The sequence below is a fragment of the Streptomyces sp. NPDC093801 genome (assembly GCF_040701585.1).
In the GTDB taxonomy this organism is placed as follows: Bacteria; Actinomycetota; Actinomycetes; order Streptomycetales; family Streptomycetaceae; genus Streptomyces.
Window position 1 is genome coordinate 43,530 of sequence record NZ_JBFBDP010000007.1, and the last position, 22,064, is coordinate 65,593.

General features: G+C 73.6%; 18 protein-coding genes. 3 read left to right on the forward strand and 15 right to left on the reverse strand.

Going from position 1 to position 22,064, the window contains the following annotated elements:
- Positions 1-33: 33 nt before the first annotated feature.
- From AB0469_RS09640 to AB0469_RS09650, 3 genes are read right to left on the reverse strand one after another with little or no spacing between them, the layout of a single operon-like run.
- Positions 34-1,212, reverse strand: coding sequence for a dipeptidase (locus AB0469_RS09640; protein WP_366450787.1), 1,179 nt, complete (start codon positions 1,210-1,212; stop codon positions 34-36).
- Positions 1,209-1,736, reverse strand: coding sequence for a 5-(carboxyamino)imidazole ribonucleotide mutase (purE, locus tag AB0469_RS09645; RefSeq protein WP_366450788.1), 528 nt, complete (start codon positions 1,734-1,736; stop codon positions 1,209-1,211). Before purE ends, AB0469_RS09640 begins: the two co-directional genes overlap by 4 nt.
- The gene (locus AB0469_RS09650; protein WP_366450789.1) at positions 1,733-2,872 is read right to left on the reverse strand and encodes a 5-(carboxyamino)imidazole ribonucleotide synthase; all 1,140 of its coding nucleotides are present in this window, start codon (positions 2,870-2,872) and stop codon (positions 1,733-1,735) included. The genes purE and AB0469_RS09650 overlap by 4 nt, the downstream gene beginning before the upstream one ends.
- Before the next feature lie 232 nt (positions 2,873-3,104).
- On the opposite strand from AB0469_RS09650, the gene AB0469_RS09655 reads away from it, so the two are divergent.
- Positions 3,105-3,638: a GtrA family protein gene (locus AB0469_RS09655; RefSeq protein ID WP_366450790.1), complete on the forward strand. Its 534-nt coding sequence runs from the start codon at positions 3,105-3,107 to the stop codon at positions 3,636-3,638.
- A gap of 13 nt (positions 3,639-3,651) precedes the next feature.
- Here AB0469_RS09655 and AB0469_RS09660 read toward each other — a convergent pair whose 3' ends face one another.
- Positions 3,652-4,917 (reverse strand): ATP-binding protein, encoded by a 1,266-nt coding sequence (locus AB0469_RS09660; protein ID WP_366450791.1) that lies wholly within the window; start codon positions 4,915-4,917, stop codon positions 3,652-3,654.
- A 58-nt stretch (positions 4,918-4,975) separates the two neighbouring features.
- Positions 4,976-5,653 carry a response regulator transcription factor gene (locus tag AB0469_RS09665; RefSeq protein ID WP_042812873.1) on the reverse strand — a complete coding sequence of 226 codons (678 nt, stop codon included), beginning with the start codon at positions 5,651-5,653 and terminating at the stop codon, positions 4,976-4,978.
- Between the two features lie 471 nt (positions 5,654-6,124).
- Here AB0469_RS09665 and AB0469_RS09670 point away from each other — a divergent pair, with 471 nt between their 5' ends.
- Positions 6,125-7,645 carry an oligopeptide:H+ symporter gene (locus AB0469_RS09670; protein WP_366450792.1) on the forward strand — a complete coding sequence of 507 codons (1,521 nt, stop codon included), beginning with the start codon at positions 6,125-6,127 and terminating at the stop codon, positions 7,643-7,645.
- Positions 7,646-7,720: 75 nt separating this feature from the next.
- On the opposite strand, the gene AB0469_RS09675 is transcribed toward AB0469_RS09670, so the two are convergent.
- From AB0469_RS09675 to hutU, 8 genes are all read right to left on the reverse strand, one after another.
- Positions 7,721-9,058: a hypothetical protein gene (locus AB0469_RS09675; protein WP_366450793.1), complete on the reverse strand. Its 1,338-nt coding sequence runs from the start codon at positions 9,056-9,058 to the stop codon at positions 7,721-7,723.
- Complete coding sequence (locus AB0469_RS09680) at positions 9,055-10,161, reverse strand: hypothetical protein (RefSeq protein ID WP_366450794.1); 1,107 nt, start codon at positions 10,159-10,161, stop codon at positions 9,055-9,057. Before AB0469_RS09680 ends, AB0469_RS09675 begins: the two co-directional genes overlap by 4 nt.
- Positions 10,158-11,270: a hypothetical protein gene (locus AB0469_RS09685; RefSeq protein WP_366450795.1), complete on the reverse strand. Its 1,113-nt coding sequence runs from the start codon at positions 11,268-11,270 to the stop codon at positions 10,158-10,160. Before AB0469_RS09685 ends, AB0469_RS09680 begins: the two co-directional genes overlap by 4 nt.
- A 15-nt stretch (positions 11,271-11,285) precedes the next feature.
- Entirely contained in the window at positions 11,286-11,960 is a 675-nt protein-coding gene (locus AB0469_RS09690; protein ID WP_366450796.1) for an LPXTG cell wall anchor domain-containing protein, read from the reverse strand.
- Positions 11,961-12,155: 195 nt separating this feature from the next.
- Positions 12,156-13,334 (reverse strand): imidazolonepropionase, encoded by a 1,179-nt coding sequence (gene hutI / locus AB0469_RS09695; RefSeq protein WP_366450797.1) that lies wholly within the window; start codon positions 13,332-13,334, stop codon positions 12,156-12,158.
- A 196-nt stretch (positions 13,335-13,530) separates the two neighbouring features.
- Positions 13,531-14,871: a formimidoylglutamate deiminase gene (locus AB0469_RS09700; protein ID WP_366450986.1), complete on the reverse strand. Its 1,341-nt coding sequence runs from the start codon at positions 14,869-14,871 to the stop codon at positions 13,531-13,533.
- Entirely contained in the window at positions 14,871-16,061 is a 1,191-nt protein-coding gene (locus AB0469_RS09705; protein WP_366450987.1) for an allantoate amidohydrolase, read from the reverse strand. Before AB0469_RS09705 ends, AB0469_RS09700 begins: the two co-directional genes overlap by 1 nt.
- 125 nt (positions 16,062-16,186) lie before the next feature.
- Positions 16,187-17,851: a urocanate hydratase gene (gene hutU / locus AB0469_RS09710; RefSeq protein WP_366450798.1), complete on the reverse strand. Its 1,665-nt coding sequence runs from the start codon at positions 17,849-17,851 to the stop codon at positions 16,187-16,189.
- 105 nt (positions 17,852-17,956) lie between these two features.
- Here hutU and AB0469_RS09715 point away from each other — a divergent pair, with 105 nt between their 5' ends.
- Entirely contained in the window at positions 17,957-19,321 is a 1,365-nt protein-coding gene (locus AB0469_RS09715) for a diaminopimelate decarboxylase (protein WP_366450799.1), read from the forward strand.
- A gap of 28 nt (positions 19,322-19,349) precedes the next feature.
- Here AB0469_RS09715 and AB0469_RS09720 read toward each other — a convergent pair whose 3' ends face one another.
- On the reverse strand, positions 19,350-20,192 hold the full coding sequence (locus tag AB0469_RS09720; protein ID WP_366450800.1) for a MurR/RpiR family transcriptional regulator: 843 nt from the start codon (positions 20,190-20,192) through the stop codon (positions 19,350-19,352).
- A 472-nt stretch (positions 20,193-20,664) separates the two neighbouring features.
- Positions 20,665-22,050 carry a cystathionine beta-synthase gene (locus AB0469_RS09725; protein WP_366450988.1) on the reverse strand — a complete coding sequence of 462 codons (1,386 nt, stop codon included), beginning with the start codon at positions 22,048-22,050 and terminating at the stop codon, positions 20,665-20,667.
- Positions 22,051-22,064 lie beyond the last annotated feature (14 nt).

Genomic DNA, 22,064 nt, shown 5'->3' on the forward strand with positions numbered 1-22,064 from the left:
GTCCGCCGGCGTCCGCCGCCGTCCGCGTGCGGGTCAGATCACCGCGTTGGACGGGCCGCGGGTGGCCGACAGGTCGCGGGCGACGGCTTCGGCGTCGCGCAGCGCCCGTACCGCGTTGGACCAGGTCAGCTTGGCCAGGTCGGCCCGGGACCAGCCGCGGTGCAGGAGCTCCGCGATCAGGTTCGGGTAGCCGGAGACGTCGTCCAGCCCGGCCGGGGTGAAGGCGGTGCCGTCGAAGTCGCCGCCGATGCCGATGTGGTCGACGCCGGCGACCTCGCGCATGTGGTCGAGGTGGTCGGCGACGGTGGCGGCGGTGGCCACCGGGCGCGGGCGCCCGGCTTCGAAGGCCCGGTGCAGGGCCATCGCCTCGGGGGTGGTGTCGAGGTGGTGGAAGCCGTGGGCGCGCAGGTTCTCGTCCGCGGCCAGGGTCCACTCGACGGCGGCCGGGAGGATGAACTTCGGTACGAACGTCGCCATCGCGACGCCGCCGTTGGCCGGCAGCTGCGCGAGGACGTCGTCGGGGACGTTGCGCGGGTGGTCGCAGACCGCCCGGGCCGAGGAGTGCGAGAAGATCACCGGCGCGGCCGAGACGGCGAGGGCGTCGCGCATGGTGGTCTCGGCGACGTGCGAGAGGTCGACGAGCATGCCGATGCGGTTCATCTCGCGCACCACCTCGCGGCCGAAGTCCGCGAGGCCGCCGTGGCGGGGTGCGTCGGTCGCCGAGTCCGCCCAGTCGATGGTGTCGTTGTGGGTGAGCGTCAGGTAGCGCACCCCCAGCCGGTGCAGGGCGCGCAGGGTGGCGAGCGAGTTGTTGATGGAGTGGCCGCCCTCGGCGCCCATGAGGGAGGCGATCCTGCCGTCGGCGCGGGCCGCTTCCATGTCGTCCGCCGTGAGCGCCCGGGCCAGGGCGTCGGGGTGGCGGTCGATCAGCTGGTCGACGGCGTCGATCTGCTCCAGGGTGGCGCTGACGGCCTCGTCGCCGGCGAAGTCGGAGCGGACGTAGACGGACCAGAACTGTGCGCCGACCCCGCCGGCCCGCATCCGGGGGATGTCGGTGTGCAGGTGCGCCGACTGGTCGCCGGCGATGTCCCGCCGGCCGAGGTCGTAGCGCACCTGCTCGCGCAGGGCCCAGGGCAGGTCGTTGTGGCCGTCGGCCACGGGGTGCTCGGCGAGGAGCTCCCGGGCCTGCGCGAGCAGGTCCGCGGCGCTCACTTGCCGAACCCGAAGGATTCCGCGCCCGCGACCTTGGCGCGCAGCCGCTTGCCCTTCTCGGTGGCCTGGTCGTTGAGCTCCTGCTGGAACTCCCGCATCCGGCCGAGCAGCTCCGGGTCGTGCGCGGCGAGCATGCGGACGGCCAGGAGGCCGGCGTTGCGGGCGCCGGCGACGGAGACGGTGGCCACGGGGACCCCGGCGGGCATCTGGACGATCGACAGGAGCGAGTCCATGCCGTCCAGGTACTTCAGCGGGACGGGCACGCCGATGACGGGCAGCGGGGTGACGGAGGCGAGCATGCCGGGCAGGTGGGCGGCCCCGCCCGCACCGGCGATGATCGCCTTGAGGCCGCGGTCGGCGGCCTGCTCCCCGTACGCGACCATCTCGCGCGGCATCCGGTGGGCGGAGACGACGTCGACCTCGTAGGGGATCTCGAACTCGTCCAGGGCCTGGGCGGCGGCCTCCATGACCGGCCAGTCGGAGTCCGAGCCCATGACGATGCCTACGACGGGGGAGGTGCTCATTCCGTGATCGTTCCTCTGAGGTAGCCGGCTGCGTGACGTGCGCGCTCCAGCACATCGTCAAGGTCGTCGCCGTAGGTGTTGACGTGGCCGACCTTGCGGCCGTGTTTCACGTCCTTGCCGTACATGTGGATCTTGACCTGCGGGTCGTGGGCCATGCAGTGCAGGTACGCCGCGTACATGTCGGGGTAGTCCCCGCCGAGGACGTTGGCCATCACGGTCCAGCGGGCCCGGGGGCGCGGGTCGCCCAGGGGGAGGTCCAGGACCGCGCGGACGTGGTTGGCGAACTGGGAGGTGACCGCGCCGTCCTGGGTCCAGTGGCCGCTGTTGTGCGGGCGCATGGCCAGTTCGTTGACGAGGATGCGGCCGTCGGTGGTCTCGAACAGCTCCACGGCCAGGTGGCCGGTCACGTCGAGCTCCTTGGCGATGCGCAGGGCCAGGGCCTGGGCCTCGCCCGCGAGGGCTTCGGAGAGGTGGGGGGCGGGGGCGATCACCGTGTCGCAGACCCCGTCCACCTGGATGGACTCGACGACGGGGTAGGCCACGGCCTGGCCGTGCGGGGAGCGGACGATGTTGGCCGCGAGCTCGCGGACGTAATCGACCTTCTCCTCCGCGAGGACCGGGACGCCCGCCTTGAAGGGGGCCTCCGCGTCCTCGGGCGTGCGGACGAACCACACGCCCTTGCCGTCGTACCCGCCGCGCACCGTCTTGAGGATGACGGGGAAGCCGCCCACCTCCTGCGCGAAGGCCGCCGCGTCCGCCGGATCGCTCACGATCCGGTGGCGGGGGCTGGGCGCGCCGATCTCGTCGAGCTTGGCGCGCATCACCCCCTTGTCTTGTGCGTGCACCAACGCGTCGGGCCCCGGCCGGACGGGGATGCCGTCCGACTCCAGGGCCCGGAGGTGCTCGGTGGGGACGTGCTCGTGATCGAAGGTGATCACGTCGCAGCCGCGCGCGAAGGCGCGCAACGTGTCCAGGTCGCGATAGTCGCCGATGACGACGTCGCTCACGACCAGGGCCGCCGAGTCCTGGGGGGTGTCACTGAGGATCTTGAATCTGATGCCGAGGGGGATGCCCGCCTCGTGGGTCATGCGGGCGAGCTGACCGCCGCCGACCATGCCGACTACCGGGAACGTCACCTCTCCAGGGTATCCGCCGGTATTCCGCCATACGGACGCAGGCCTGGCGCGGACCCGTCGGTCGGGCCCGGAGGCCTTGTGTGCGTTGCGTCGCAAGGGTGCCGGGGCGCGAACGGGCCCCCGGGGTGACACTTAACATGGTGGGGTTGACGGGATCGGGTGACACGCCCAGCGGGACGCTGACGGCTCACTCCGCGACCCACACGACGACTGACAGGGACTGAACCATCACATGAGCACGCCGAACGCAGTACCGCTGTCCGAGCGCCTCCGCGGCATCGCGCGGGAAGTCGTCAAGTTCGGCGCGGTCGGCGGCGCGGGCGTCCTGGTCAACTTCGGCGTCTTCAACCTGCTGCGCAGCACCACGGACCTGCAGACGGTCCGCGCGAACGTGATAGCCATCGTGGTCGCGATCATCACGAACTACGTGGGGTTCCGCTACTTCACCTACCGTGACCGCGACCTGGGCAGCCGCCGCCGCGAGATGATCCTGTTCGTGCTGTTCAGCCTGATCGGCATGGTCATCGAGAGCGGTGTGCTCTACGTCGCCACCTACGGCTTCGGCCTGGACAGCTCGCTGCAGAACAACATCTTCAAGTTCTTCGGCATGGCGGTGGCGACGGTCTTCCGGTTCTGGTCCTACCGGACGTGGGTCTTCAAGGCCCTGCCCACGGAGGCCGCGCCCTCGCTGGTCGTGGAGCAGCGCGACGGGCACGAGGCGCCCGTCGCCACCCGCACTCCGGAGCCGGCGGCCCACCAGGGCTGACGGCCGCCGGCCGTCACCTGACGGTCCGCTCCGGCTCCGCGCGTTCCGGGGCGGTGCGGCTGAGGAAGAGCGCGAACACCGGCGGCTGACTCTGGAGGAGCTCCAGGCGGCCGCCGTCCGCTTCCGCGAGGTCGCGGGCGACGGCCAGGCCGATGCCGGTGGAGTTGCGGCCGCTGATGGCCCGCTCGAAGATCCGGTTGCCCAGGTCGGGCGGGACGCCGGGGCCCTCGTCCGTGACCTCGATGACGGCCTGGTTGCCGGTCACGCGGGTGCGCAGGGCGACCGTTCCGCCGCCGTGCATGAGCGCGTTCTCCACGAGGGTGGCCAGGACCTGGGAGACCGCCCCGGGGGTTCCCACGGCCCGCATGCCGGTCTTCCCGGAGCGCACGATGGCCCGGCCGGCGCTGCGGTAGGCCGGCCGCCATTCCTCCACCTGCTGCTTGACGACCTCGTCGAGGTCGAAGGGGACGGCGGAGCCGGTACGGGGGTCGCGGGAGTTGGTCAGCAGCCGCTCGACCACGTCCGTGAGCCGCTCCACCTGGGTGAGGGCGATGGTCGCCTCCTCCCGCACGGTCTCCAGGTCGTCCGTGACCGTGATCTCCTCCAGCCGCATCGACAGGGCGGTGAGGGGGGTGCGCAGCTGGTGGGAGGCGTCGGCGGCGAGGCGCCGTTCGGCGGTGAGCATCCGCCCGATCCGTTCGGCGCTGGAGTCGAGCACGTCGGCGACCCGGTCCAGCTCGGGGACCCCGTAGCGCTTGTGCCGGGGCCGGGGGTCGCCCGAGCCGAGCCGCTCGGCGGTCTCGGCCAGGTCGGTCAGCGGGGAGGCCAGCCGGTTGGCCTGGCGCACGGCGAGCAGGACGGCCGCGACGACGGCCAGCAGGGCCACCGCGCCGACCACGGCCAGGGTGCGCCCGACCTCCCGGGTGACGGTGGAGCGGGACTCCTCGACGACCACCACCTCGCCCTGTTCGCCGCGCGCGGTGCCCCGGATGACGTTGTCCTCGATGCGGTCGCCGACCTCGACGGGCGGCTGTCCGGGGACGGTGATGCGGGCGTACGTGCCGAGGTCCAGCTGCTCGGAGAGCGAGCCGGCGTCGACCTTGCGGTGTTCCAGGGCGTCGGACTCGACGACGCCCAGCAGGCGCAGCGCCTCGGAGCCGATGCGGTCCTGGGCGCTGCTGGTGATGGTCCGGGTCTCCACGATGACGAGGGAGACCCCGAACACGGCGATCACGACGAGGACCACGGCGAGCGTGGAGTTGATCAGACGGCGGCGCATGCCCTAGAGCATGCCCTAACGGGCGAACGCGCTCCGTCGGCCGCGGCGCCGGCCCGCGTCAGCTCTTCTCGAAGCGGAAGCCGACGCCCCGGACGGTGGCGATGTAGCGGGGGTTGGCGGCGTCGTCGCCCAGCTTCTTGCGCAGCCAGGAGATGTGCATGTCGAGGGTCTTGGTGGAGGACCACCAGGTGGTGTCCCAGACCTCGCGCATCAGCTGGTCGCGGGTGACGACCCGGCCGGCGTCGCGGACCAGGACGCGCAGCAGGTCGAACTCCTTGGCGGTGAGCTGGAGCTCCTCCTCGCCCATCCAGGCGCGGTGGGACTCGACGTCGATGCGCACGCCGTGGGTGGCGGGGGCCTGGGCGGCGTCGTTGGCGCCGCGCCGCAGCAGGGCCCGGACGCGGGCCAGCAGCTCGGCGAGGCGGAAGGGCTTGGTCACGTAGTCGTCGGCGCCGGCGTCCAGGCCGACCACCGTGTCCACCTCGTCGGCCCGGGCGGTCAGGACCAGGATGGGGAAGCCGTGGCCCTCGGCGCGCAGTCGCCGGGCCACCTCCAGGCCGTCCATTCCGGGCAGTCCCAGGTCCAGGACGACGAGATCGACGCCGCCCTGCAGTCCGGCCTCCAGGGCGGTGGGGCCGTCCTCCCGGACCTCGACCTCGTAGCCTTCCCGGCGCAGGGCGCGGGCCAGGGGTTCCGAGATGGATGCGTCGTCCTCGGCGAGCAGTACACGCGTCATGTGGGTGATGGTAGTCCGCGGCGGGTGAAAGGAGGCGCCTGCCTGCATACCCCTCTCGAACTGGGGTTATGAACTACTACCGACCTTCGAACTTGACGGATCGGTTCCCTCCTTTCCTGTGATCCATATCTCAAGCCCTTCCATATGCATCGGGGCCCTGTCGTATGGTGGCGGAACGCCCGATGCACTACCGAGGGGACATTTGCGCTCAAATCCGAGCCGAGAACCTCAAATTCTGCTCTGGTCGGCATCGTCCGGCCCAGATGACAGTGAATGACCTATGGGCCGGGCCCTGCGCGCGAGGATGCGCGGAGGGCGTGGATCCCGGTTACGACTGCCCCATCGCCCCGTCACACCGGGGAACGAGACCCCAGGGCGTGGGGAGGGACATCCGTCGCCGGTGCCGGCCGCCCCCCACCGGGCGCTGAACAGCTCACGAAGCCAAGCGTCCCGAGCAAGCAAGGATCGACCATGGCTTCCAGCCTGACGAAGGCCTCACCGAGCGCAGCTCACGAGAAGACCTTCCTCGGCCACCCCGTTGGCCTGGCCACGCTGTTCATGACCGAGATGTGGGAGCGCTTCTCCTACTACGGCATGCGTGCGCTTCTCGTTCTGTACTTGGTCTCCGGCGGCGCCGACGCCGCGACCGGCAGCCAGGGCGGAGGCCTCGCCTTCACGGCCGCGACGGCCACGGCGATCTACTCCGTGTACGTGGCGATGGTCTACCTCATGGCCATGCCCGGCGGCTGGTTCGGCGACCGCGTCTGGGGCGCCCGCAAGACCGTCGCCATCGCCGGCGGTGTGATCATGGCGGGCCACGTCGCGCTGGCCATCCCCGGCACGATCGCGTTCTTCGTCGGTCTGCTGCTCGTCGCGTTCGGCTCCGGTCTGCTGAAGGCCAACATCTCCACGATGGTCGGCCACCTGTACAAGGGCCTGGACGACTCGCGCCGCGACAGCGGTTTCACGATCTTCTACATCGGCATCAACGTGGGTGCCTTCGTGGCGCCGCTCGTGATCGGCACGATCGGCGAGACCGTCAACTGGCACCTCGGCTTCCTGCTCGCCGCCATCGGCATGGGCGTCGGCCTGGTGATCTACCTGCTCGCCGCCCGCACGCTGAACCCGGAAAGCAGCGTCGTCCCGAACCCGCTGAGCCAGGCCGAGCGCAAGGCCGTGATCGTCAAGGTCCTCGCGGTCCTGGCCGTCGTCGCCGTCTTCTACGGCGCGGTCGGCGCGGCCGGCATGTTCACCATCAAGTGGGCCCTGTACCCGATCACCATCGCCGGTCTGCTCATCCCGGTCGTCGTCCTCGTGCGCATCAAGCGCGACAAGGACCTGTCCGCCGGCGAGCAGTCCAAGATGAGCGCCTACATCTGGTTCTTCGTGGCCGCCGCCGTCTTCTGGATGATCTACGACCAGGGTGGTTCGACCCTCTCCCTCTTCGGTGACAAGAGCTCCGAGCGCAGCCTGCTCGGCTGGGAAGTCCCCACCGTCGTCTTCCAGTCGCTGAACCCGCTCTTCGTCGTGGCCCTGGCCCCGGTCTTCGCCGCCCTGTGGGTGGCCCTGGCCCGCCGCAACCGCGAGCCCAGCACCATCGTGAAGTTCTCGGCCGCCCTGGTCCTCGTGGGCTTCTCGTTCTTCCTGTTCGCGGTGCCGCTGAACCAGACCGCCGGCAACGACACCAAGGTCACCATGTGGTGGCTGGTGCTGATCTTCCTGGTGCAGACCGTCGCCGAGCTGTGCCTGTCCCCGGTCGGCCTGTCGGTCACCACGAAGATGGCGCCGCAGAAGTACGCCTCCCAGATGATGGGCGTGTGGTTCCTCGCCGTCACCGCCGGTGACTGCATCACCGGTCTGCTCGGCCTGGCCGACGTGAAGCTGGACGGCGTCGGCGTGATCGTCTTCCAGGCGGCCGCCGCCGTGCTCGCCGGTCTCGCGATCTACATGTACCGCAAGAAGGTCAACGCCCTGATGGGCGACATGAACTGACACACCCGCGCGAGCGGTGGGTGAAGGCCCGGCACACCGGAAGGTGTGCCGGGCCTTCGTCCGTTCGCGTGCGGGCTACCTGGTACCGCGCAGGCGGCGCCAGGGGGTGAAGGCGAAGACCGCGGCGCCGAGCAGCATCACCGTGCCGGCGACCAGGGCCAGGGCCCGGACCCCGCCGTCGTCCTGGGCGCCGGTCTCGGCGAGGCCGCCGGTCGCGGCGCCGGCCGAGCCGGAGCCCGAGGTGGCGGAGCCGGTGGTGGCGGAGCCGGAGCCGCCGGGCTGGGCGGTGGTGTCCAGTTCCAGGGAGACCCCGCTGGCGGTGGCCTTGCAGGGCACGTTGATCGGGGTGGAGCCCGGGGCCATCGTGACGTCGATCGTCAGCTGGTCGGGGCTGAGCGTCACCTTGCCCGACTTTCCGGGCTTGTAGGTGCCCGTCATGTCGCTCAGGCTGACCGGCGCCTTGTCGGGGATCGGCTCGGCGTTGGCCGGGCCGGTGACCTTGACGGTGCCGCTGTCGGCGCCGCCGAGCTTGATGTCCATCGAGGGCTTGAGCGCGCCGGCCGGGAGGGCCATCGGGCTGGCCATCGCGCCCTTGGCGGTCTTGACGGTGAGGGCGTAGTCGCCGCCGTTCTTCTTCGCGCTAATGGTCACAGGCGTCTTGATTCCATTAGGCACCACCGCGCCGCAGTCGTAGGAGACCTCCACCGCCTTGCCCGGGAAGTCGGTCTGGCCGCCCGAGCCCCCGGTGGTGGAACCGCCCGTCGTGCTGCCGCCGGTGGAGCCGCCGGTCGTGGAGCCCGTGGTGCCGCCGGTGGTCGTCGAACCGGTCGTCCCGCCCGTCGTACCGGCGGTCGTGCCGCCGGTGCCGCCGCCGCCCGAGACGTCGATGACCGCCCCGCCCGTCACCGCGCCCACCGGGGCGCACTTGGTGACGAAGGTGCCGAACGGGAAGGTCACCGCCACCTCGTACTTGCCGGGGGTCACGGTGACCTTGCCGGCCTTGGTCAGCTTCAGCTTGCCCTTCATGACGGACATGACCATGGGGGCCTTCTTGGGGATCTCCGGGTTCTTCTTCTCCCCGACGACCTTGACCTCCCCTCCCCCGTCGCCGGCGGTGAGCCAGCCGGTGGGCTGGACCGAGTCCTTCGGGATCACCATCAGGTCGGTGTTGTTCGAGGCCGGCTTCACCGTCTCCCACGAGACGTCGACCTCGTCGCCGACCTTGGCCGTGGCCGGTGCGGTGATCCGGGCGGTGGTCTCACCCTCCACCGGGTCGCCGCCGCCGGCGGGCGGCACGCACCTGACCTTGAACGTCGTTTCGGCGGCCTGGGCGGGGGAAGCCGCCACGGCGACACCCGCGCCGCTGAGCAGCAGCGCGACCAGGGCCGCGCTCGCCCTCCGTTGGGTCTTCACTGGGGTCCCTTCGTCGTCGGACTGTGATCGGACGGTGCGGATGTCTGTGGCGGCCGCGGCTCCCGGGGGCGCGGGGGGTCGGGGGTGAACCACGGCAGGGCCGGTGCCGGGGTCCCGGAGGTCCCGGCGGGCGTGGCCTTCGGGAGGCGGGCGGTCACGGCCGGGGCCGGGCCGGCGGCCGGGTCCGGCGCCGGTCCGGTCGGCCGGTGGCGGCCGGGTGCCCCGGGGCGGGGGCGGACCCGGTCCACGACGGCCATGCCCAGCCGGAAGAGCGCCGTCGGGACCACCACCAGCAGCAGGCCCCAGAACAGCAGCACCCCGTACGGCCGGGCCACGCCCCACGGCTGGGTGGCCAGGACGGTCTCCCCGTACTTGAGGGAGACCGTGTAGTCGCCGTGGGCGCCCGCCGGGAGCTCCACGTCCAGGCCGACTTCCCCCTTGCCGCCGGGCGGGATGGTCCCCTTCCAGCGGGCCTCCTCCCACTGCGGGGCGAACACCCCGTGCGCGGTGCCCAGCTGGAAGACGGGGTCCTTGACGGGCGCCGAGCCGAGGTTGCCGACGGTGGCGGTGAACCTGCGCGACGGCGGGGCCCCGAACCAGGTCAGCACCCCGTCCCCGCCCCTGAGCCGGACGCCCGTGAGCATCGCGAGCCGGGCGGTCCCGGACTCGGCGGGCAGGTCGGCCACCGGATGGCCGGTGATCTTCAGCGGGACGGCGACGGTCGACTGGTCGCCGTTGACCGAGGTCACGTCGACCACGCAGGGGCAGGGCTTGGGCGGGGCCACCACCGGCAGCCGGGCCGTGAACCGGCCGTCGTCGGCGACCGTGACGGCCACCCCGTCGGCGTTGGCGCAGCTGTTGGTGCCGCCGATCATGTTCTGGCCGCAGACCAGCAGCATGACCAGGGTCCTGGCCGGCCATCCGGTGCCGGTGGCGGTGAGTTCGGTGCCCACGGCGGCCTCCTGGAGGGAGAGCGCCACGGCGGGCTTCCCCGCGGCGGAGGCGGCGGGAGCGGCCGGGGCGGCGGGCAGGAGGGCCAGGGCGAGCGCCGCCAGCACGGCCCCGAGGCGGGATACGGCCCTCGGGCCGGGCGTACGGCTCACCTGGGCGCTCCCGTCAGCTCGGGTTCGGATGCGGCGGCCGGGGCGCTCGGGCCCCCGTCCGGCGCGTGCGGCTCGTCGCGCGGCCTGCCCCGCCGGCCGGGCGGGCCGCGCCGCAGGGCCGGTACGAGGACCGCCGCGGCGGCGCCGAGGACCAGCAGGCCGACCCCGGCCCGGGCCGCCCCGCCCCCGGGCACGAGCCAGGCGGTGGCGGTGGCGGTGGCCGGGGCGGCGCCGGGGGCGGTGACGGTGAGCCGCAGGGAGACCCGGTCGAGGGCGGGCGCACCCGGCCAGGGCTCGGTCAGGGCGACCCGCTGGCCGGGCAGCAGCTCGACCGCGAGGGGCCGGGCGGGGCGGGGGTCGGAGGCCCTGCCGAGGCCGCCCGCGGCGTGCAGGGCGAGCGTCGGTGTGAGGGCGACGTTGCCCCGGTTGACCAGGGTGTACGCGACGGAGGCGGCGCTGCCGCGGCCGCGTACGGAGACGTCCTCGACGGTGAGCGCGGCCAGGGCCGGGCCGCCGACCCTCAGGTCGACCCGGACGCCCACCTCGCGGCCGCCCTCGGCGGCGACGACGGCGGCGGGGTGGTCGCCGGGCGGGGAGGCGGGCGGCACGGTGACGGTGAAGGGGACCACGGCGCGGGTGTGCGGCGGGAGCGCCACGGTGGCGGCCGCGCCGAAGCTGATCCAGGAGCCGGCCGCCCGGGCGGCGCCGCCCGGGCGGCCCCCGGCCGCGGGGCGCACGGCGAAGGCGCCGTCGGCGGTGTTGTAGGCGTCGGCCCCGCGCAGGGTGACGACCCGCTCCCGGTCGCCGGTGTTGGCGAGGGCGAGGCGGTCCTCCAGCACGGTGCCGGCGGGGCCGGCGAGGTAGAAGGAGGGGCGGCGGGCCGGGGCGGCGGAGGCGGAGGCCGGTTCGGCGGTCCAGCCGGGCTCGTCGGCGGCGGCGGCGGGGGACGCCGGGAGGGCAGCACCGGACGACGCGGGGAGGGCAGCACCGGACGACGCCGGGAGGGCGGCGGCGGGGGACGCGGGGAGGGCGGCGGCCAGCAGCAGGAGTGCGGCGAGCCGTCCGAGGGCGCGGGGGGTGAGCGTGCGGGGCGTGAGGGCGTGGAGCACGGGCGGGCGCTCCGTTCAGGCCGGGGTCCGCCGGGCGCGTCGGCCGCGCCGGGTCAGCCAGAGCATCCCGGCGGCGCCGGAGAGGGCCACGGTGGCGCCGAGGGTACCGAGGGCGAGGGCGGAGTCGGCGGGGCCGGTCTGCGGGAGGGTGTCCTCCCCGGAGGGCTGCTGCGCCGCGGCGGCCGCCGCGACCTCCAGTTCCAGCGAGGGCTTGGGGCTGTTGCCGGGGGTGCAGGTGGTGGTGGTCCCCATGGCCTTGATGGTGAGGACCCCGGCGGTGAAGGTGACCTTGCCGCTCTTCTTCGGGGTGTAGGTGCCCGACAGGTCGGTGATCTTGATGGGGGTGTTGGCGGGCGCGGCCTCCGGGTTCGGGGGCCCGGAGACCGGGATCGAGGCCTGTTCCGCGCCGTCGGCCGTGATGACGGCGCTGGGGTTCATCGCGCCCTTGCCGAGCTCGATGGGGCTGGAGGAGACGCCCTTCTGGAAGGACATCGTCAGCTTGTAGGCGTCGCCCTCCTTGACGGCCTTGATGTCGATGGGCGAGACCGCCGACTTGTCGCCGATGGGGGTCTGGCACTTGTACTCGACGTCGACCACGTCGGCGTGGGCCGCGGGGGCGGCGAGCAGTACGGCGGACCCGGCCAGCGCGGAGGCCAGCGCGAGCGCGGTGGAGCGTTTCCGGTCGGACACCTTCGTCTTCCCCTCGGGCCACGGAACGACTTACTGACGCCATGTCAGATTGGTGGCTCAAGGTACGCCCGGGACCTTGCGGAGGGAAGACAAAGGACGGTCCGGCCTGGGAGGCCCGGCGGACGGGCCGCCGGACCGCACCCGGACCGCACCCGGAACGTGTCCGGAACGTGTCCGGAACGGGCCGGGCGGGCGTCAGGCGGCGCGCACCCCGCGGTTCCAGACGGCGGACACGAGCGGGACGCCCGGCCGGTAGGCGAGGTGGACGTGGCTGGGGGCGTCGAGGAGGGCCAGGTCGGCGCGGGCGCCGGGCACCAGGCGGCCGATGTCCGTGCGGCGCAGCGCGCGGGCCCCGCCGGCGGTGGCCGACCACAGGGCCTCGTCGGGGGTCATGCGCATGTCCCGGACGGCGAGGGCGATGCAGAACGGCATGGAACTCGTGTACGAGGAGCCGGGGTTGCAGTCCGTGGACAGGGCGACGGTGGCGCCCGCGTCGATGAGGCGGCGCGCGTCCGGCCACTGGGCGCGGGTGGAGAACTCGGCACCGGGCAGGAGGGTGGCGACGGTGGTGGCGGACGCCTGGGCCAGGGCGTCCACGTCGGCGTCGGTGAGGTGGGTGCAGTGGTCGGCGGAGGCGGCCTCCAGCTCCACGGCCAGCTGTACGCCGGGGCCGTAGGAGAGCTGGTTGGCGTGGACGCGGGGGATCAGGCCGGCGGCGGCGCCGGCGGTGAGGATCGCGCGGGCCTGGTCGCCGTCGAAGGCGCCCTTCTCGCAGAAGACGTCCACCCAGCGGGCGTACGGGGCGCAGGCCGCGAGCATCTCGCCGGTGACGAGGTCGACGTAGCCGGCCGGGTCCTCGGCGTAGTCGGGGGAGACGATGTGCGCGCCGAGGTAGGTGACCTCGTCGGTGTGGGCGGAGGCGATGCGCAGGGCGCGGGCCTCGTCGGCGACGGTGAGTCCGTAGCCGGACTTGGTCTCGAAGGTGGTCGTGCCCTGGCGGAGCGCCTCGTCGAGGTGGCGGACCAGGTTGACCTCCAGCTCGGCGTCGGTGGCGGCGCGGGTGGCGGCGACGGTGGTGCGGATGCCTCCGGCGGAGTAGGCGCGGCCGGACATGCGGGCGTTGAACTCGGCGGTGCGGTCGCCGGCGAAGACCAGGTGGGAGTGGGAGTCCACGAAGCCGGGGATGACGGCGCGGCCCTTCGCGTCGAACGCGGTGTCGGCGGCGGGGGCCTTGTCGGCGGGGCCGACCCACGCGACCGTGTCCCCGTCGATGACGAGGGCGGCGTTCTCGATCAGGCCGAGGGGCGATCCGTCGCCGAGGGCGGGGTCGTTGGTGACGAGGCTGCCGATGTTGGTGATGGCGGTGGTGGTCATGGGTTCCTCTCGGGAGGGTCGTTTCCCCCACCCCGCCCCTTCCCGGAACCGGGGGCGTGCCCCCGGCCCCCTTCCCGGGGCTCCGCCCCGGACCCCGCGCGGCGCTTGAGCACGCCGGGCGCGGAGCACACGGGATCGGGTTCAGGGGCGGAGCCCCGGGGAACGGGGGAAGGGCGGGGCGGGGGATTTCCGGGCGTCAGCCCCGGACGGCGGCGATCGCTTCGGACAGGGCCCCGGCCACGTCCCCGACCAGCGTGTGGGCGCCGTCGCGGACCACGTGGCGGCCGCCCACCACCGTGTGGCGGACGTCGGCCGCCGAGGCCGCGAAGACCGCCGTCTCGGCGCCGAGCCGCGGCAGCGGGCCCGCCGTGCGGACGGTGTCCAGGGCGAGGGTGGTGAAGTCCGCGAGGGCGCCCTCCTCCAGGCGGCCCGCGTCGGGGCGGCCCAGGGAGGCGTGGCCGTCGGCGGTGGCGGCCGTCAGCAGGGCGTTCGCCGTCCAGTGCCCCCGGGTGCGGCTGCGCAGGCGCTCGTTGAGCTCCATCGCCCGCGCCTCCTCCAGCAGGTCGATCACCGCGTGGCTGTCGCTGCCCAGCGACAGCGGGCTGCCCGCGCGCTGGAGCGGGACGGCCGGGCCGATGCCGTCGGCGAGGTCGCGTTCGGTGGTCGGGCACATGCAGGTGCCGGTGGAGGTGCCGCCCAGCAGGGCGATGTCCCCGTCCATCAGGTGCGTGTTGTGGACGCCGGTGGTGCGCGGGCCCAGCACGCCGTGGTCGGCGAGGAGCTGCGTCGGGGTGCGCCCGTGCGCCGCCAGGCAGGCCTCGTTCTCCGCCGTCTGCTCCGACAGGTGCACGTGCAGCGGGGCCTGCCGCTCCTGCGCCCAGGCGGCGACGGTGGCCAGCTGGCCGGCCGGGACGGCCCGGACGGAGTGGACGGCCGCGCCGATCAGCGCGTGCTCGCGCGGCTTGAGGGCGGAGACCCGTTCGGCCCATGCCTCGGCGGTGCCGTCGGAGAAGCGCCGCTGGTGGGCGTTGGGCGCCTCGCCGAAGCCGGCGGCCAGGTAGGCGGTGTCGAGGAGGGTGATGCGGATGCCGGCCGCCGCGGCCGCCTCGATCAGGGCCTCGCCCATCGCGTTGGGGTCGGCGTACGCGGCGCCGCCCGGGGCGTGGTGGACGTAGTGGAACTCGCCGACGTTCGTGATGCCGGCCAGCGCCATCTCCGCGTACACGGCCCGGGCGAGGTCGAAGTAGGTGTCCGGGGTGAGGTTCTGGGCGACGCCGTACATGACCTCGCGCCAGGTCCAGAAGGTGCCCGAGCCGACCTGGACGGTGGAGCGCAGCGCCCGGTGGAAGGCGTGGGAGTGCGCGTTGGCCAGGCCCGGGATCGTCAGGCCCCGCAGCACCTCCGCGCCGGGGGGCGGGGCGTCGGCCCCGGTGCGCACCTCGGTGATGCGGCCGTCGGCGCTCACGCCGAGGGCGACGCCCGGCTCGACGTGGTCGCCGAGCCAGGCGTGCTCCAGCCAGTACGTCTTCTGCGCGATCAACGACACGCGAGGCCTTCCAGTACGTCGGCGAGGGCGAGGACTCCGGCCACGCAGTCGTCCTCGGCGGCGAACTCCCGGGGGGAGTGGGAGACGCCGGTGGGGTTGCGTACGAACAGCATCGCGGTCGGGACGGCGGCGGAGAGGATTCCGGCGTCGTGTCCCGCCCCGGTGCCGAGGACGGGGACGGCCCCGCCCAGGATCCGGTTCAGCTCGTCGCGCAGGGCGTGCTCGAACTCGACGACCGGGGTGAAGGACTCCCGGACGACGTCGAGGTCGATGCCGTCCCGGTCGGCGTGCTCGCGGGCGGCCTTCTCGACGGCGGTGACGACCGTGTCGAGGGTGGCCTGGTCGGCGGCCCGGGAGTCGAGCCAGCCGCGCACGAGGGAGGGGATGGCGTTGACCCCGTTGGGTTCGACGGAGATCTTCCCGAAGGTGGCGACGGCACCGGCGAGGGCGGCCTCCTGACGGGCGGCCAGGACGGTCGCCGCGTACGTGAGCATCGGGTCGCGGCGGTCGACGAGGCGGGTGGTGCCGGCGTGGTTGGCCTCGCCGTGGAAGTCGAAGCGCCAGCGGCCGTGCGGCCAGATCGCGGAGGCGATGCCGACCCGGTCGCCGGAGAGGTCCAGGGCGCGGCCCTGTTCCACGTGCAGTTCGACGAAGGCGCCGATGCGGGCGAGGCGCTCGGGGTCGGCGCCGATGGCGTCGGGGTCGTAGCCGGCCCGCTCCATCGCCTGCGGGAGGGTGGTCCCGTCGGCGTCGCGGAGCTCGTACGCCTTCTCCTTCGTCAGCTGTCCGGCCGCGAGGCGGGAGCCGACGCAGGCGAGGCCGAAGCGGGCGCCCTCCTCGTCGCCGAAGTTGGTGAGGGCGAGGGGGCGGGTGAGGGTCGCGCCGCGGGCGCGGAGCTCGTCGAGGGCGGCGAAGGAGGAGACCACGCCGAGGGGGCCGTCGAAGGCGCCGCCGTCGGGGACGGAGTCCAGGTGGGAGCCGGTGACGACGGCGTCGCCGGCCAGCGGGTCGCCGAGCCAGGCCCACTGGTTGCCGTTGCGGTCGACCTCGTAGGCGAGCCCGCGGGACTCGGCCTGGGCGCGGAACCAGGCACGGCAGTCGGCGTCGGCCCCGGTCCACGCGAAGCGGCGGTAGCCGCCGCTGTCGGCGTGCCGGCCGATGGGGCGCAGCTCGTCCCACATGGCGTGGAACGAGGCGGGACCGCCCCCGCCGCGCGGGGCGGCGGGGGCAGCTGCGGGGGCGGCGGGGCGGGCGCCCGGGGCGGAGCCCCGGGACGCCTCGTCCGCGCCGGTGGTGCCGGAGGGGGTCACGCCTGGTCACCCTCGCGCATGGGGACGCGGACGCCGCGCTCGTCGGCGACCGTCTCGGCGATGTCGTAGCCGGCGTCGACGTGGCGGATGACGCCCATGCCGGGGTCGTTGGTGAGGACGCGGCGGATCTTCTCGCCCGCGAGCTTGGTGCCGTCGGCGACGGTGACCTGGCCCGCGTGGATCGAGCGGCCCATGCCGACGCCGCCGCCGTGGTGGATCGAGACCCAGGAGGCGCCGGAGGCGACGTTGACCATGGCGTTGAGCAGCGGCCAGTCGGCGATCGCGTCGGAGCCGTCGAGCATGGCCTCGGTCTCGCGGTACGGGGACGCCACCGAGCCGCAGTCGAGGTGGTCGCGGCCGATGGCCAGCGGGGCGGCGAGGGTGCCGTCGGCGACCATCTCGTTGAAGCGCTCGCCCGCCTTGTCGCGCTCGCCGTAGCCGAGCCAGCAGATGCGCGCCGGCAGGCCCTGGAAGTGGACGCGCTCGCCGGCCATCTTGATCCAGCGGTGCAGGGACTCGTTCTCCGGGAAGAGCTCCAGCATCGCCTTGTCGGTCTTGGCGATGTCCGAGGCCTCGCCGGACAGGGCCGCCCAGCGGAAGGGGCCCTTGCCCTCGCAGAAGAGCGGGCGGATGTAGGCGGGGACGAAGCCGGGGAAGGCGAAGGCGCGGTCGTAGCCGGCCAGCTGGGCCTCGCCGCGGATGGAGTTGCCGTAGTCGAAGACCTCGGCGCCGGCGTCCATGAAGCCCACCATGGCCTCGACGTGCTTGGCCATGGACTCGCGGGCGCGGGTGGTGAAGCCGGCCGGGTCCTTGGCCGCGTACGCCGCCATGTCGTCGAAGTCGACGCCCACGGGGAGGTAGGAGAGCGGGTCGTGGGCGGAGGTCTGGTCCGTCACGATGTCGATCGGGGCGCCCTCGGCCAGCATCTGCGGGAGCAGCTCGGCGGCGTTGCCGAGGAGGCCGATGGAGAGCGGGCGGCGGGCGTCGCGGGCCTCGACGGCCAGCCGGAGGGCGTGGGCCAGGTCGTCGGCCTTCACGTCCAGGTAGCGGTGCTCGATGCGGCGCTCGATGGCGCGCGGGTCCACGTCGATGCAGATGGCGACGCCGTCGTTCATCGTCACGGCGAGCGGCTGGGCGCCGCCCATGCCGCCGAGGCCGGCGGTGAGGGTGATGGTGCCGGCCAGGGTGCCGCCGAACTTCTTCGCGGCGACGGCGGCGAAGGTCTCGTAGGTGCCCTGGAGGATGCCCTGGGTGCCGATGTAGATCCAGGAGCCGGCCGTCATCTGGCCGTACATGGTCAGGCCGAGGTGCTCCAGGCGGCGGAACTCCTCCCAGTTGGCCCAGTCGCCGACGAGGTTGGAGTTGGCGAGCAGGACGCGCGGCGCCCACTCGTGGGTCTGCATCACGCCGACCGGGCGGCCGGACTGGACGAGCATGGTCTCGTCCTGCTTGAGGGTCTGCAGGGTGCGGACCATCGCGTCGAAGGAGCGCCAGTCGCGCGCCGCCTTGCCGGTGCCGCCGTAGACGACGAGCTTGTCGGGGTGCTCGGCGACCTCGGGGTCGAGGTTGTTCTGCAGCATGCGGAGGGCGGCCTCCTGCTGCCATCCCAGGGTGCTGAGCTCGGTGCCTCGCGCGGCCCGTACGGGGCGGGGTCCTGACATGGCGGTGCCTCCTCCGAATGTTGGTGCAATCTATTCACATCCTGGCGCCTTGAATAGATCCAGTCAACAGCTGCGCGCGAGTCCGCCGGATGATGGGATGGCGCCATGGACGCCTTACGGGACGAAGCCGCGCACCGGGACGCCGCCGCACGGGACGCCGCCGGGCGCCGCGACCGGGCCGTGCGCGCCGCCGTGGAGCAGGGGCTGCTGGACTCCGAGCCGCTGGTCTGCCTGCTGGACACCGCCGGGATCCGGGCCTCCGCCGCAGCCCTGACCGGCGCCTTCGCCGCCGCGACGGCCCCGGGGACACCCGTGCTGCACGCCTTCGCGGCCAAGGCCGCCCCACTGGTGCCCGTCCTGCGGCTGCTCGCCGAGTGCGGCCTGGGATGCGAGGTGGCCAGCCCCGGCGAACTGGCGCTGGCCCGGGCGGCCGGGATCCCGGCGGAGCGGACGGTGCTGGACTCCCCGGCCAAGACCGACGCGGAACTGCGCGGGGCCCTCGCCCTCGGGATCGCCGTCAACGCCGACAACCACCAGGAGCTGGAGCGGCTCGACGCCCTGGTCGCGGCGGCCCCGACCCGCTCCCCGGTCGGCGTGCGGATCAACCCCCAGACCGGCGCCGGCGCCATCGACGCCCTCTCCACCGCCACCGCCACCTCGAAGTTCGGCATCGGCCTGCGCGACCCGGGCGCCCGCGAGCGGCTCGTACGGGCCTATCTGGACCGGCCCTGGCTCACCCGGCTGCACACCCACTCGGGCTCGCAGGGCCTGCCGCTGGCGCTGATCGCGCAGGGCGTGCGGGAGCTGCACGCCCTGGCCGAGGAGATCAACGCCGCCGCCGGACGCCGCCAGGTCGACACCCTCGACATCGGCGGCGGCCTGCCGGTGAACTTCGCCTCGGACGAGGAGGCCCCGACGTACGCGGAGTACGCCGCCGCCCTGCGCGGGGCCGTCCCGGCCCTGTTCGACGGCTCGTACGGGCTGGTCACCGAGTTCGGCCGGTCGCTGCTGGCCAAGCACGGCACGGTCCTGGCGCGCGTCGAGTACACCAAGGCCACCGGCGGCCGCCCGATCGCCCTCACCCACGCCGGCGTCCAGGTGGCCACCCGCACGGTCTACGCCCCCGCGGCCTGGCCGCTGCGGATCCTCGCGTACGACGCGAAGGGCGCCCCGAAGACGGGCGCCCCGATGGCCCAGGACGTCGCGGGCCCGGCCTGCTTCGCCGGGGACCTCCTCGCCGCCGCCCGGGAGCTGCCCGAACTGGCCCCGGGCGACCTGATCGCCGTACCGGACACCGGGGCGTACTTCTTCACCGCCCACTACGGCTACAACAGCCTGCCGCGCCCCTCCGTCCACGGCTTCACCGCCGACGCGGAGGGCGGCGTCCGCTTCAGCCGTGCCCGGCCGGCGCAGACGACCGCACAGCTGGTGGCGGAGGCGGGCGGCGCCTTCCGGGACGCGCTGCTCTAGGGGGTGCGGCGGGCCCGCCGGGCCGGGGTCACTCCACGAACAGGCCGCGCGCCGCGGCCCGGGCGTCGAAGGACTCCAGCCGGGCCTGCGCGTCCGGCAGCGCGTCCGCCATGGCCTCCAGCAGCACCCGGCCCAGCAGCATCGGCGCGCACGCCGTGTCGAAGGCCAGCCCGGTGCCGACCGGCGCCGGGATCAGCAGGTCCGAGTACCGGGCGACGGGCGCGAACGCCGAGTCGGCCACCGTCACCGTCTTCAGCCCGGCCGCCCGGGCGTGCTCCAGGGCCTCCACCACCTCGCGCGGGTGACGGGGCAGGGCGAAGCACAGCAGCGCCGAGGCCCCGGCGGTGGCCGCCGCGTCGATCCGGTCGGCGAGCATCGAGCCGCCCTCGTCGAGGAGCCGCACGTCCGGGTGCACCTTGGCGGCGAAGTACGCGAAGCCGCGCGCCTGCGAGGAAGCCGCCCGCAGCCCCAGCACCGGCAGCGGGGACGACCCGGCGAGCAGCCGGCCCGCCTCCTCCACCGGCGCCGGGTCCGCGAGCATCGTCGCCAGCCGCCGCAGGTTCTCGATCTCGCCCGCGACGGCCTGCTGGTACTCGTTGTACGACTCCTCGCGCGCCGCCCGCGGCGGCTCGGCCGGGGCCACCTCGCGCAGGTGGCGCCGCAGCGCCGGGTAGCCGTCGAAGCCCAGGGCAACGGCGAACCGGGTCACCGACGGCTGGCTCACCCCGGCCAGCTCGGCGAGCTCCACGCTCGACAGGAAGGGCACCTCCGCCGCGCCCCGCACCATGCAGTGCGCGATCCGCCGCTGGGTCGGCGTCAGCCGGTGCCCCTCGAAGAGCTTCTGCAGCCGTGCCGCCGGGCTGTCGCTCATCGCCGTCCCCTCCGTCCGAGCGAGATATTCAGTCAGGGTGCACTCTGCATGTGGTTATGCAGCTCGGCAAGCCGGTGCCCGTGATGTGGAAGGGGGGCCGCCGCGCGGAGGGGGTCCCGGGCGGGCCGCCGCACGGCGGGGGCGGGCCGGAGGAAGGGGTCGGCGGGGCCGCCGCACCCCCGGGTCGGACCGGGGGGCGGGACGACGGCGGCCCCGCCGGGGACACGGGCCGGGTCAGGGCCGTCCGCGTCCTGGGGCGCCGACGCGCTCCGGGAGCCGCTCCGGAGGTGCGCTGACGCCGCACTGGGCGCCGGCCGGGGCCCGGTCTCCCGGACTGACCCGCCGACAGGACCACTGTGCCGGTGCCGTGTTAAGCGGGTGCTGCCACCACGTGTCGGGACCGTACCGTTTGCGCCAAGGGCCGGGATCGGCCACGCGCGGGCCCCGGTCCCCGGCCCCGGCGCGCCGGGTCCTACTTGGCGTTCTTCGCCAGGAAGGCGAGCAGGTCCTGACGGCTCACCACACCGGTCGGCTTGCCCTCGACCAGGACGATGGCCGCGTCGGCCTCGCCGAGCACGGACATCAGTTCGGAGACCGGCTCACCGGAGCCGACCTGCGGCAGCGGCGCGCTCATGTGCTTCTCGAGCGGGTCGCCCAGCGAGGCGCGCCCGGCGAAGAGGGCACCCAGCAGCTCCTTCTCCACGACCGAGCCGATGACCTCGGCGGCCATCACGTCCGGGTGGCCGGCGCCCGGCTTGACGATCGGCATCTGGGAGACGCCGTACTCGCGCAGGACCTCGATGGCCTGGCCGACCGTCTCCTCGGGGTGCATGTGGACGAGCGACGGGATGCCGCCCTCCTTGTCGGCGAGGACGGCGCCGATGCGCGCGGCGGGACCGGCCTCCTCCAGGAAGCCGTGACCGGCCATCCACTCGTCCGAGAAGATCTTGCTGAGGTAGCCGCGGCCGCTGTCCGGCAGCAGGACGACGACCACGTCGTCCGGGCCCAGCCCCTCGGCGGCGCGCAGCGCGGCGACGACCGCCATGCCGCAGGAGCCGCCGACCAGCAGGCCCTCCTCCTTGGCGAGCCGGCGGGTCATCTGGAAGGAGTCCTTGTCGGACACCGCGATGATCTCGTCGGTCACGTTCGGGTCGTAGGCGGTCGGCCAGAAGTCCTCGCCGACACCCTCGACGAGGTACGGGCGGCCGCTGCCGCCGGAGTAGACGGAGCCCTCGGGGTCGGCGCCGATGACCTTGACCTTCCCACCGGACACCTCCTTGAGGTAGTTGCCCGTACCGGAGATCGTGCCGCCCGTGCCGACGCCGGCGACGAAGTGGGTGATCTTCCCGTCCGTCTGCTCCCACAGCTCGGGGCCGGTGGTCTCGTAGTGCGAACGGGGGTTGTTCGGGTTGCTGTACTGGTCCGGCTTCCAGGCGCCCGGGGTCTCCCGGACGAGGCGGTCGGAGACGTTGTAGTACGAGTCCGGGTGCTCGGGGTCGACGGCGGTCGGGCAGACCACGACCTCGGCGCCGTACGCGCGCAGCACGTTGATCTTGTCGAGGGACACCTTGTCAGGGCAGACGAAGATGCACTTGTAGCCCTTCTGCTGGGCCACGATGGCGAGTCCGACGCCCGTGTTGCCGCTGGTCGGCTCCACGATGGTGCCACCCGGCTTGAGGGCACCGCTCTGCTCGGCGGCCTCGATCATCCGGACGGCGATGCGGTCCTTCACGGAACCGCCGGGATTGAAGTACTCGACCTTGGCAAGCACGGTGGCCTGCAGGCCTTCGGTCACGCGGTTGAGCTTCACCAGCGGGGTGTTGCCGACGAGGCTGATCATCGAGTCGTGGAATTGCACCATGTTCTCCAAGA

Coding starts and splice junctions, on each gene's coding strand:
- AB0469_RS09665 (WP_042812873.1), bottom strand. CDS start 5,653: ATGACGCGTGTACTGCTCGCCGAGGACGACGCATCCATCTCGGAACCC.
- AB0469_RS09660 (WP_366450791.1), bottom strand. CDS start 4,917: ATGCGCCGCCGTCTGATCAACTCCACGCTCGCCGTGGTCCTCGTCGTG.
- AB0469_RS09670 (WP_366450792.1), top strand. CDS start 6,125: ATGGCTTCCAGCCTGACGAAGGCCTCACCGAGCGCAGCTCACGAGAAG.
- hutI (WP_366450797.1), bottom strand. CDS start 13,334: ATGACCACCACCGCCATCACCAACATCGGCAGCCTCGTCACCAACGAC.
- AB0469_RS09705 (WP_366450987.1), bottom strand. CDS start 16,061: ATGTGGGACGAGCTGCGCCCCATCGGCCGGCACGCCGACAGCGGCGGC.
- purE (WP_366450788.1), bottom strand. CDS start 1,736: ATGAGCACCTCCCCCGTCGTAGGCATCGTCATGGGCTCGGACTCCGAC.
- hutU (WP_366450798.1), bottom strand. CDS start 17,851: ATGTCAGGACCCCGCCCCGTACGGGCCGCGCGAGGCACCGAGCTCAGC.
- AB0469_RS09715 (WP_366450799.1), top strand. CDS start 17,957: ATGGACGCCTTACGGGACGAAGCCGCGCACCGGGACGCCGCCGCACGG.
- AB0469_RS09655 (WP_366450790.1), top strand. CDS start 3,105: ATGAGCACGCCGAACGCAGTACCGCTGTCCGAGCGCCTCCGCGGCATC.
- AB0469_RS09720 (WP_366450800.1), bottom strand. CDS start 20,192: ATGAGCGACAGCCCGGCGGCACGGCTGCAGAAGCTCTTCGAGGGGCAC.